We start from the raw sequence: 11,997 nt of genomic DNA on the forward strand, positions 1-11,997 counted from the left end.
GAGGATTTGAACCCTATTACAATTCTAGTCTAGACCTTTATTTTGATAATCCGAAGGGGTTTTCCCTACAAGCTTTTTGAAGGTGTTGGAGAAATATGCAATATCCTGATATCCAACTTTGTCAGATACCTCGTACACCTTCACCTTTATATCCTTCAGATAATCCATAGCCTTTCTAATACGATATTTAGTTAAATAGTTGTTTATGCTGGCTCCAGTCTCTCCCTTAAAGAGACGACTTAAATGGCCTTCACTAACGCCAATGGACTCTGCCATTGCCACAATGGAAAATTCGCTATCACTGTAATTCTTTTCAATATAATCAAGGGCTTGAAGAATATACTTATTGCTAATGGCTGCCCTATCTACTAGTGGTATAAGCTCCTGTTCCTTAGTGCTGCTCTCCGGTGCATTAGGATGAAGATGTAATAGACGCTGTATGGCTCCCTCCAAATCACCATCCTCAAAAGGCTTTAAGAGATAATCAGAGGCCCCGATTCTAATAGCTGCCCTTGCATACTCAAAATCATCATAGGCTGTAAGAAAAATCACCTTCATATCAGGGTACTTTTCCAAAAGCTGCTCCGACATTTGTATACCTGTGAGCTTTGGCATCTTTATGTCTGAGATTACTAAATCGGGTCTAAGCTCTTTAGCCTTTTCTATTCCCTCCTGACCATTAGCAGCTTCTCCCACCACTTCACAATCTATAAGTGCCCAATCAGTGTTGTTTATAATTCCTTTGCGGACGAATTTCTCGTCATCTACTATCAATACCTTAGTCATTTTTAATATCCTCATCCGGCGCTTTTTTTGATAGTGGAAGAACCATACACATCATAGTTCCCCCTACATCCAAACGTCTCGCTGTTATACCATAGTCCTTTCCATAATACAGCTTTATTATCGTATTTACGTTATTTAATCCCAGGTGACCTTCCAACTTGCTAGGGTCGTCAGCCTCAAGAATTTCTATCATCTCATCACTGATTCCCTTGCCATTGTCCTCAATATAGATTTTCAAAAGCTGTGTTTCACCTGCTTCAAAATCACCTTCAACAGCCTCCGCAGAAATATATAGTCTGCCTTCATCTCTATCCTCCAGGCCATGTATTATTGCGTTTTCTACAAGGGGCTGTAAGATAAGCTTTGGAACCACAGCATCCATCAGTTCCTCTGGAACATTAATAATAAGATTAAAAAAGTCGTCAAATCTTATCTTTTGAATATCACAATATTTCTCCACTAGTTTAAGTTCTGCTTCCAATGTACAGAAGTGCTGGGTAGAGATAGACATTCGAAGGATGCTTGCAAGACTTGAAGAAAGTGTTGCAACCTCCGGAACCTGATTGGCCTTTGCCACCCATTTTATAGTATCTAAGGTGTTGTACAAGAAATGTGGATTAAGCTGAGATTGCATCATGGCGATTCGAGTCTCATTAATCTTTCGTTCTGCGGCAACACGCTCCTCCATAGTATCCTTTAGCTGAGTGGTCATCTTGTTAAAGCCTGTGGCCAGCTGCTCAAATTCATCCTGTCTATTTAGCTCCAGCTTAGTATTAAAATCACCCTTTCTAAACTGCTTCATAGCCTTTGCAAGAACGGTGATTGGCTTTGAGAAATATTCACTCATTCGATTTGCCGCAAGCAAACAAACAAGAATCGACACAATTGCCATTATAGCAATGATTTGATATCCAGTTTCTGTGGCAGATTCATCCAATGCCTTTGGGGTTACATAGATTCCAACCAAACCAGTGCTTCCAATATCATTAATATAAACATTAGATTGAAGTCCCTCATTATAAAGATTCTTCGTCATTAGGTTATTTCGTATATACGATATAATCTTTCCATCCTTTGCTGTTCCAACTTGACAGAAAGGTCGAAAAAAGCTGTTAGTAAGAACGAAACCATCCTTAGCATTCATTTCAGAACTTACTATTTTTTCTATACCTTCTTGATTTATACGGACCACCACAACTCCTGCGCTGGAATCACTTGTAAGCTGCCTTGCCATCAAAAGTGTTCCTCCCTCTGAAGTGGTAGTTTTGGGATCATTGGCAAAAACAGTTTTACCAGGGTGCTCTGACGCCTCCCTTAGAATGGAAAAATTCTCCGGTAAAGTCACAGGAGTAAGGCCTGTTTGGGTGGAGAAAAGTATATTTCCCTTGGAATACAAATCCACAGTAGCATATTCTCTAATGGCACTTGTATCCTCGTATAAAGCTGAATATATCACCTGATTATTGTCACGGTTTATTGTAAAAGCATTAATGAGTGTCTCATCCTCAGAAATTTTATCTATAGACTCATCTGATTTGGTGAGCATGTCAAGGATGTTATTTCGGATGGCAAGCTCTTGTGTAGCATCCTCCTTGGCATAATCAGCCTCAACCCTTGCTTGAAAGGCCTGAACCGTTACAACGCCGCTGATTATAACAAGCATCAGTGTAACCACCAGAAAAATAAAAAATAGCTGTCTTTTGAAGGATTGTCTTATTACGTACATAATCAATCCTCCTGTCCTGTAAGCTGATGCCATCTATCAAAGGTAGCCTCTTCATCTTCCGCTGACTTTGCTACATCAAAATCTATTATATTTAGCTTTCCAAAATCCTCTCGAAGCTCCACGTCTGTTCTAATTGGTCTACGATAAAATTGATTCATGGCAAAGCCTTGAACCTGACTGCTGGTAATAAAATCAATAAATCGCTTAGCATTTTCCTCATGGGGTGCATTCTTAAGAATTCCGCAACCATCTGGAACAGCGCTAGTGCCATCCTTTGGATAAACCATATCTATGTTATAGCCCCTATCTATAGCCTTTAAAGCGGTTTCCTCAAGAGTGATTCCAACCAGGCTTGTTCCATTTGAAACATCAGGGATAATATCACCAGAGGATTTTAAAATTGCACCATTAGTCTGATGAATTATAGTCTCCACCACGTCCGAAGGCTCCTTGCCCTGCATTTGTGCAATAGTAGAAACTATGGTATAGCTTGTTCCAGAATTATCCATATCTGCAAAAGCAATTTTTCCTTGCCACTTGCTATCTAAAAGCTCATCCCAGGTCTGAGGTGCCATTGATGAATGCACCAGCTTTTTGTTGTAGACAAACACTATAGGAAGCTCTGTAAACGGAGTCCAGCAGCCATCCTTAGATAGGAAGGCTTCATCCAATTGCTCTTTTTCAGAGGATTCATAAGGCTCAAAAATATCCTTCCAAGCCTCATAGCTTTCCACACCGCCACCAAACATGATGTCGCACTTTCCCTTTTCTGAAGCGGACTTGGCTTGCTGCATCATCTCCTGTGTTCCACCTGCCTGAATGTCCACATATATTCCTGTTTCATTTTCAAATTCTTGGATAATTGGTAGATACACCTCTTCCTTATGAGAGGTGTAAACAATAAGCTGATTCTCCTCAGCTACAGAATATTTATCTGAAATTTCCTTTACTGACTGGGCTGCATCCTCATTTGCACAGCCAGAAAGCAGGAGCATGGAAGCCCCTGCCAAAAGTGTAAAACCCTTTTTTATTCTCCCTTTAACACTAATCCCCATTTTTACTCACAATCAAAAATTACTTTTGATTCTATTGATTCTCCAAAATTATTTTTCCATTCTTTATGAATATCAGAAGCATCAAATTCCATTAAACCCTTTTCTGATAGATTCATCTCTATCATTAAATCAGATCTGTTATCTCTATCAGAATTAGATACATTGAATTGAATACTATTTACTTCTTCTATCTGTAATGCTCTATTGAATAAAGTTCTTATCTCATCTAGATTAGATTGCCAATTAATATCCTTCTTAAACTTTATAATTATGTAATGTCTCATAGCTTCTCCACCTCAATAGATGTATATTTCTGGTAGCCTTGGTGAAGCATAGCTGTGTCAAGATTTCCATTTTCATAGGTGAAGCTGTAGAGATTGTACTCACCCTCAATGTACTCAAAGTCTTCTCCATTATCCTGGTAATGCGAGCCCCAAGCACTATCGCCAGCTACCAAAAGTTTCAAGGTATCGTAAGGCTTTTCTCCCACATATTGAACTGGCTCATACATAGGAATAATGCTGCCTTCCTTGATAAAAATAGGGAGCACATCTATAGGCGCATCCACAATGATATGCTTCTTTCCAGAGAACTTTTCCTTAGTCCAGTAATTAATCCAATTTCCGTCTGGAAGATATACCATGCGCTTTGTGACACCCTGCTCTACAACAGGTGCCACCAACATATTTTCACCTACTAAAAATTCATTGTTGAGATTGAAGGTGTTTTCATCATTTTCATAATGAAGCACCAATGGTCTCATAACTGGAAGACCTGTAATCTGACTTTCAAAAAGCAGATCATAAATATATGGTAGAAATCTATAGTGAAGTTCTACGTATTTACGATATACATCCACCACGTTTTCACCGAACTGCCATGGCTCCTGTAGCTTTTGTCCCTTAGCACAGTGATTTCTGAAGAAGGTGCAGAAGCATGCCGCCTGAATCCAGCGCATTAAAAGTTCTGGGTTAGTGTCTCCGCCGAAGCCACCAATATCTGTACCTGCAATGGTGAATCCACTCATTCCAAGATTACATAGCTGAGGAATCAGCATTTGAAGATGTGACCATACACTCTGGTTATCTCCCGTCCAAACTGCAGAATATTTCTGAGTTCCAGCATAGCAAGCACGAGTAATAACAAGTGGACGTTTGCCGGTAATTTCAGCCATACCTTCGTGGGTGGCCATGCTCATAAAGTGACCATAGACATTGTGAACCTCTGCATGGTTTGTAAGACGGTCACCAATATGAAACTTCACATCAAGAGGAAGTGGACCATTGAAGCTGGCAGGTTCATTCATGTCGTTCCAAATACCCTGCATGCCCATATCTACAAGCTTCTTATGGCTGTCAGCCCACCACTGTCGAACCTCTTCACGACCAAAATCTGGGTATACCGAATCCCCTGGCCAAACCTCATTTACATATATTTTGTCTTGGCTGTCATGGGCGAAATAATCCTTTTTCACGCCCTGGTCGTACATGAAGTAGCCCTTATCAACCTTTACGCCTGGGTCAATAATACAAACAGCCTTAAAGCCATCCTCAGCAAGCTCTGAAATAAGCTTTCCCTTTGGACCATATTCTTTTTCATCCCATGTGAAAACTCTAAAGCCCTCCATGTAGTCAATGTCATACTGAACTGACTCGCAAGGGATTTTGTGCTGGCGCATCAGCTTTGCAACTGTGCGGATATCATTTTCACTCTCATAACCCCAGCGGCACTGATGATAGCCCAATGTCCACAGCTGAGGAAGCGGAGCACGACCGGTAAGATAGGTGTAGTGCTCAATAACATCTGCAATGCACTCACCTGTCATAAAATACATATCTAAGTTTCCATCATCAGCACCATAATAGAAATATTCGTTGGATTCCTTTCCCATATCCATGTAGCTATGGAAGGTGTTATCAAAGAAAAGGCCATAGGTGTAGCCTGGTCCCTTTCCAATGACAAAAGGAATAGATTTGTAAAGAGCTGGCATGTTTTCATGGTGAATTTGAGGAATATCCGAGTTCCAATTTTCGTATGCATAACCACGCTTGTTTAAGAAGCCAGTCTTATCCCCCATACCATAGAATCTTTCACCCTCATTCAGTCTGAATATCTGCTGCACCTTATAATTCTGGTGATTACCACCCTGAATGTGGTGGCCCTCTGCCTCAAGAAGACCAACTGCCTCGTCAGAAAGAGTGTTTTCGAACCTTCTTTGTCCATTGTAGCTTGTTAGGATTTCGTCTCTGTATTTATCCGTAAATACGAAGCCAAAATCATCCCACATATTAAGAATTACAGCAGGTGTCTTTATCTGAACTGCCCCTTCATCCTCTATAACTTCAAAGTCACAAGGAAGCGAAGGCTGGCCTTCAATTGCTATAGACTGATAATCCTTTTTCCAAAATGGAACAAGGACTCTTATAATCTCATCTGTAATGACCTGAACAATAACCTGCTGATTTTCGAATTCTATCTCAACAGTATTATCCACAGTGTTTACCTTTAATAACTTACCAAACTCCATGTAAACCCTCCAATATATTTACAAAGCTTTCAGCACAAAGGCTAAAGCCAGCATAATTAGTAGAAATATGATATTTGCTACTGTGAATACCCCAATGTATTTTTTCTTATCTGCACCGTCAATGTAGCTGTACTGCTTGAAGGAAATAAGACTTGCCATAGAAGCAATAAGCGTACCAAGTCCTCCAAGATTTGTACCAATGATAAGCTTTTCAATATTATCTGTAAAGCCTGAACAAAGAATTGCTGCTGGCACATTACTTATAAACTGACTGAGAAAAATTGAAACTCCCACCTCATTTATCTTCAAAAAGCTGCCAATTGCATCAGAAAGTGCTGGCATACGCTTGATGTTTCCGATGAATATGAATAAAAAAATGAACGTAAAAAGCAGAGAGTAATCCGGCTTTCTTAAAACACGTCTATCAAGGATTAGTGTAAGGACTACAACTATAGCTAAGCCGATTCTGTAATCCAACACCCTTGCAACCACAAGGATAGAAACAAAAAACGTAAATACGTACATTCCAATCATCTTCTTATCTCTTGAAGTGCGATCATATATACGCTTTTCTGACAAGGCGACTGGCGCAGCTTTCACAAAAATGAATCCACACAGGATAAGAAGAGCCAAGGCTGCCACACTATATGGAAGCATCAGCATAATAAAGCTAGGAAGACTCATTCCTGCCAAGGAATAAAGATAAAGGTTTTGTGGATTTCCCAATGGTGTAAGCATACTTCCAAGATTTGCTGCAATTGTCTCCAGGACAATCACTATGATATATAAATCTTTTCTGTTTGAAATGGATAATGTGACTATTGAAAATGGCACGAAAGTAAGAAGTGCCACGTCATTGGTGATGAACATGCTGGAGAAAAAGCAAAGGGCCAATAGCACCAATACCACGCCTCTGATAGAGGACATTTTTGCCACCAGAAGTTCGCCTATCTGACGAAACACCTGTAACCTTTGTAAGCCCGCCATAGTAATCATCAAAGCCAAAAGAATACTCAAGGTTCTAAAATCAATGTAACTAATATACCTGCGATCTGGATGAACAACAAAACTTGAAACTATCGCTAATATAAATGTCACACACAGAACTATCTCATTGTTTATAAATCGCTTTATAGACTCCATTACTACTAATACTCCTAGACATAGAAAGACACCTCACCTGGCCTTCCCAACATGGGAAGGCTTATGAGATGTCCAGATTTTTATAATTCTCTCGATTTCTCGATACAAACTCTCTCAGCCTCGATAACTGCGTTTCTAAAACCAAGTGCTTCAAGAGCTGCAACAGCTTCGATAGTAGTGCCACCTGGTGAGCAAACATTATCCTTAAGTACGCCTGGATGCTCTCCAGTCTCAAGAACCATCTTTGCTGAGCCAAGCACGGCCTGAGCGGCAAACTTGTAAGCCTGAGCACGAGGCATTCCCTCTGCCACTGCACCATCTGCAAGTGCCTCAATAAACATATATACATAAGCAGGTGATGAGCCGCTGATGCCAACAACTGCATCCTGCAATCTTTCAGGAACAATCTCTGCCTTTCCGAAAGATTCGAAAAGCTCTAAAACAGTCTCTGATTCTTCCTCTGTAACTAGGTCGTTAGGTGAAAGCGCACTCATGCCCTCTCCAACAAGAGCAGGTGTGTTTGGCATAACACGAATGAGCTTAAGCTCCTTGCCAAAGAGGCTTGTCAATCTTTCTAAAGACTGGCCTGCTGCAATACTGACAACTACCTTGTCTGTAAAATCCATATCCTTGACGCCATCAATTGCATCTTTAAGATATTGAGGCTTTACAGCCAAGAAAACAATATCTGCAAACTCAACAACATCTCTGTTGCTGATGCTTGTGTTTACACTAAATTCCTCATTTACTTTGTCGAGAGCAGCTTGGAAAATATCGCTAGCCATAACATCTTCCGGATCCACAATACCAGAAGAAATAATTCCGCCCATCATTGCTGTTCCCATGTTGCCTGTACCGATAAAACCAATCTTCATCTATATTTCCTCCATAAAAAAGAAACCCTAAAACGACACCATAAGTGTATCATTTTAGGGGATTTTTGTACAATCTTCTAAAATCCAAATATATTAACCAGCACACCAATGGCGATACCTATAACAGTATCCAAAAATCTATTGCAGGCAAATAAATAGGGATTAGCATCCCCAATATGATTTACAACAATACTCAAAAACACTACACACGAAAAATACGAGGCCTGCTTTTTCTTAATCATCACAGAAGTATAAATTACCAACACAATCATACCAGAGGTTATAACTGATCCAATATAATCATAGTCTGCTGTTTTCGGCAAAAGAAGTTGCTTTAAAACAACATATAGAAACCCATAAAAGGTTCCAATAAACGTTCCTATCATCCTTTGCTTTGCATTTTTAATTGTGCTTTCTCGTGTTGCCTGCATACACCATAGTGCTGAAAGTTGGGAGTAAAAAACTATTCCTGCACCATTTCTAAAATAATCCACAACAAAGCATAGCAGGACTGCTATTGCAGATTTTATTATTCGCATCCCAATTCTTGGAAACTCTAAATCTAGTTCTTTTAGTTTTTTCAAATCTTCTCAATTTCCTTCATCCAAAGATTAACTGCCGCATCACTTGGCATTCTAAAATCACCCCTTGGAGATAAAGTCACTGTACCAACCTTTGGTCCATCTGGCATACAACTTCTCTTAAACTGCTGGGTGAAGAATCGCCAATAAAACTTCTTCATCCACTTGAGTATTTCCTCTTTGCCGTACTCATTTTCAAAGGATTTTTGTGCCAGTCTAAAAATCTTTGCCGGAGGGAAACCAAATCTGAGCATGTAATACAAGAAATAATCATGAAGCTCGTATGGACCTACCAAATCCTCTGTCTTCTGAGAAATCTTTCCGTCCTCATCTGGTGGCAAAAGCTCTGGGCTGACAGGAGTGTCAAAAATATCATTTAGTGTGCTACTAAGAACTCCTACAGTTCTGCTTGCTTCGTATTCCACCAGCCATCTTACAAGTGTCTTTGGAATAGATGAATTTACAGCGTACATTGACATATGGTCACCATTATATGTGGCCCATCCCAGGGCAAGCTCTGACAAATCACCTGTACCAATTACAATTCCTCCAAGCATATTTGCTTTATCCATAAGGATTTGGGTTCGTTCCCTAGCCTGTCCATTTTCGTAGGTGACATCATGATTGTTAGCGTCCTGTCCTATGTCTTCAAAGTGCTGACATACACTGGCTTTTATATTGATTTCTTCAAGTGTTGTGCCATAGGCTTCCGCTAGTCTGCAAGCATTTGTGTAGGTTCTGTCTGTAGTTCCAAAGCATGGCATTGTAATACAGTGGATTCCCTTTTTATCAAGACCAAGTCTGTCATAGGCATGAACAGTTACTATGAGAGCCAGTGTGGAATCAAGTCCCCCCGACAGTCCTATAACAACATTCTTGCAGCCAATATGTTTGATTCTGGTCATGAGTCCAACTGCCTGCATGGTAAGAATCTCCTCACATCGACTATCCAGATCATTTTTTACAGTGGGCACGAATGGCGTCTTTGGTGGAACAAATGTTATCTCGTTGTCCTCAAGTTTTAATGAAAAGTCCGACTCATAGCTGTCGCAATTCGTATTTACGATATATGTATTCATACGTCTGCGTTCATGCACAAGTCTATTCACATCCACATCAGCGATTATTATTTCATTGTCAAAAATTTTTGATTCCGCATATACGGTACCATTTTCAGCAATGATATTATGACCAGCAAAAACCATATCCTGTGTTGACTCTCCTACACCTGCATCAGCGTACGCATATGCGCAAAGAAGACTACCTGATTTTGACTTAATAAGATTTCTTCTGTAATCTGCTTTTCCAATCACTTCATCACTTGCTGATAAATTGAAAATGATTGTAGCTCCGCTCTTAGCCAAATTCACTGATGGTGTTTCAGCAACCCAAAGATCCTCACAAATCTCAATTCCAAATTTAAGGTTATTTATCTCCTTACATGCAAAGATATGGTTGCTACAAAGCAATGTGACTCCTGCTGCGCCAAAGCTAATCTCCTCTGTAAGCCCATCATCTGCTGGAGTGAAATGTCTTAGTTCATAGAACTCACTATAGTTTGGAATATTTCGTTTTGCTGTGGCACCAATTACCTGCCCTGCTTTAATAACAGCTGCAATATTATACAGCTTATTTTTCACTTGATATGGTAGGCCAACAATAGAAACAATATCCACTTCAGCTGTGGCGCTGGCAATGTGTTCCACTGCCTTTATCGAACCCTTCAGCAATACATCCTGCAGAAATAAATCACCACAGGTATATCCTGTTATACATAATTCTGGAAAGCAAATAATCTTTACGCCCTTATTTGAAGCTTCCTTTACTAATCTTACTATCTCGTCTGCATTGTGTTTAGTATCAGCCACCTTAATATCTGGTGTTGCACAGGCTATTTTTATAAATCCATCTTTCACTTTATTTTTCCTTCCCATAAAAAAATAAAAGACGCCTGCTAAAAAGCAGACGTCATTGTCTTATGCAATTTTAATTCTTTTTATCTAATTTGGCAACATGGTGAGCCTGATGCAAGTTTTACTTAATAATATCTTTTAATATTCCAAAGGTTTCACGAACCATATTGTTTGGAAGGAATTGATATTCAGTGAATGCAGCTATACCTGTGATTTCTGCATCTGTAGCTCTTTTCGCTAAAAGAGTTCCTCTGAAAAGATGAAAATTGTTGGTTACAATACCAATCTTAGTTGAGCTGTCATCATCTATCAAATCCAAAGCATTATTGATATTTTGTTTGGTATCTAGAGATTCTCTTTCTACAAGAATTCTATCTTCTGGAATGCCCTGCTCCATAAGATATGCCTTGCCGCCTTCACCTTCACTGATTGATTCATTTGCCCCCTGTCCACCAGTAACAATGACAACCGTTTCTGGATTGCTGTTTAGATATTCTGCTGCTGCATCCAATCTAAACTTGTAAACAACACTTGGGCCCCAATCTCTCATTTGTGCCCCAAGGACAATGATGTAATCTGCCCCCTCATCACCTTTTGAAAAGAACTGAGTGAGTATGCAACCTTGACAGATAATGAATACAGTAAGTCCTACTGCTATGATTGCTCTAAAAATTTTTCTTATGATTTGGGGTACTTTTTCCCACAAGTTCTTCTTCTCCATGAACCATAGGAATCCAAAGAAGACTGCTGCAAAAATCCATATAATAAATGAAAATGTACCACTTCCTACCAAGAAAACAGTCGCTGAATATAGTAATGATAATACTGCAAGTGCAGCGTATGTAATTCTTTTAGCCAATTTATTTATAACCCTTTCCTTTAGGCTAATCGCCTAATTTTCTATATTTTTTATCATCACAAGAACTCTTGAAGTCTTATCTCCCCAGGTCAATTCCTGTTGCTCCTTGCCTTCGAATCCCATCTTTTCCCAAAAGGGAATCACATTAGGTTCATGGTCATTAACAACATCAATCCTGATAGTCTTTGCACCCGCATTAATCATCTGATTTTCAAACAATCTGAAGAGGGATTTTCCTCTTCCAGCTTTTTGATATTTAAAATCCAGCATCATTAGTGATAAATATGCAGACCCATCTTTTTGAAGCATATAGTCAAGCACACCAACTGGATTTTCTTCATCATAAACAATATTGGAAATAAATCCATGGTCTTTCATTTCATGTAATTCATTTGTAATGAACCCCCTATCAACACTATCTCTACCAATATGATGGAGCAAAAAATCTTTATTAGAATTATATATATTCAAAGCTGCATCAATATCAGCTTCATTACCTGTATTTTTTCTGATTATCATTTTTTCCATCCGC

11 protein-coding genes are annotated in these 11,997 nt (G+C 39.4%); all 11 read right to left on the reverse strand.

Annotated elements, in window-relative coordinates; genetic code table 11:
• Positions 1–24: 24 nt before the first annotated feature.
• Positions 25–786, reverse strand: a complete 762-nt coding sequence (locus BLR54_RS10525; RefSeq protein WP_090420733.1) for a response regulator transcription factor — start codon at positions 784–786, stop codon at positions 25–27.
• The gene (locus BLR54_RS10530; RefSeq protein ID WP_176761924.1) at positions 779–2,512 is read right to left on the reverse strand and encodes a sensor histidine kinase; all 1,734 of its coding nucleotides are present in this window, start codon (positions 2,510–2,512) and stop codon (positions 779–781) included. Before BLR54_RS10530 ends, BLR54_RS10525 begins: the two co-directional genes overlap by 8 nt.
• Before the next feature lie 2 nt (positions 2,513–2,514).
• Positions 2,515–3,567 carry an extracellular solute-binding protein gene (locus BLR54_RS10535; RefSeq protein ID WP_090420739.1) on the reverse strand — a complete coding sequence of 351 codons (1,053 nt, stop codon included), beginning with the start codon at positions 3,565–3,567 and terminating at the stop codon, positions 2,515–2,517.
• 2 nt (positions 3,568–3,569) lie between these two features.
• A complete protein-coding gene (locus BLR54_RS10540) occupies positions 3,570–3,851 on the reverse strand; it encodes an antibiotic biosynthesis monooxygenase family protein (protein WP_090420741.1) in 282 nt (93 codons plus the stop codon).
• The gene (locus BLR54_RS10545) at positions 3,848–6,094 is read right to left on the reverse strand and encodes a glycoside hydrolase family 31 protein (RefSeq protein WP_090420743.1); all 2,247 of its coding nucleotides are present in this window, start codon (positions 6,092–6,094) and stop codon (positions 3,848–3,850) included. The genes BLR54_RS10540 and BLR54_RS10545 overlap by 4 nt, the downstream gene beginning before the upstream one ends.
• Positions 6,095–6,112: 18 nt before the next feature.
• Positions 6,113–7,237: an SLC13 family permease gene (locus tag BLR54_RS10550; protein WP_090420746.1), complete on the reverse strand. Its 1,125-nt coding sequence runs from the start codon at positions 7,235–7,237 to the stop codon at positions 6,113–6,115.
• An 80-nt stretch (positions 7,238–7,317) separates the two neighbouring features.
• Positions 7,318–8,112, reverse strand: coding sequence for a pyrroline-5-carboxylate reductase (proC, locus tag BLR54_RS10555; RefSeq protein ID WP_090420748.1), 795 nt, complete (start codon positions 8,110–8,112; stop codon positions 7,318–7,320).
• A 77-nt stretch (positions 8,113–8,189) separates the two neighbouring features.
• Positions 8,190–8,696, reverse strand: coding sequence for an FUSC family protein (locus BLR54_RS10560; RefSeq protein ID WP_090420750.1), 507 nt, complete (start codon positions 8,694–8,696; stop codon positions 8,190–8,192).
• Positions 8,693–10,609, reverse strand: coding sequence for an NAD(+) synthase (locus tag BLR54_RS10565; protein ID WP_090420756.1), 1,917 nt, complete (start codon positions 10,607–10,609; stop codon positions 8,693–8,695). Before BLR54_RS10565 ends, BLR54_RS10560 begins: the two co-directional genes overlap by 4 nt.
• A 118-nt stretch (positions 10,610–10,727) precedes the next feature.
• The gene (locus tag BLR54_RS10570) at positions 10,728–11,465 is read right to left on the reverse strand and encodes a YdcF family protein (protein ID WP_242871238.1); all 738 of its coding nucleotides are present in this window, start codon (positions 11,463–11,465) and stop codon (positions 10,728–10,730) included.
• A gap of 33 nt (positions 11,466–11,498) precedes the next feature.
• On the reverse strand, positions 11,499–11,993 hold the full coding sequence (locus BLR54_RS10575; RefSeq protein ID WP_090420763.1) for a GNAT family N-acetyltransferase: 495 nt from the start codon (positions 11,991–11,993) through the stop codon (positions 11,499–11,501).
• Positions 11,994–11,997 lie beyond the last annotated feature (4 nt).

This window comes from Pseudobutyrivibrio sp. YE44, from assembly GCF_900104335.1.
Lineage (GTDB): Bacteria > Bacillota > Clostridia > Lachnospirales > Lachnospiraceae > Pseudobutyrivibrio.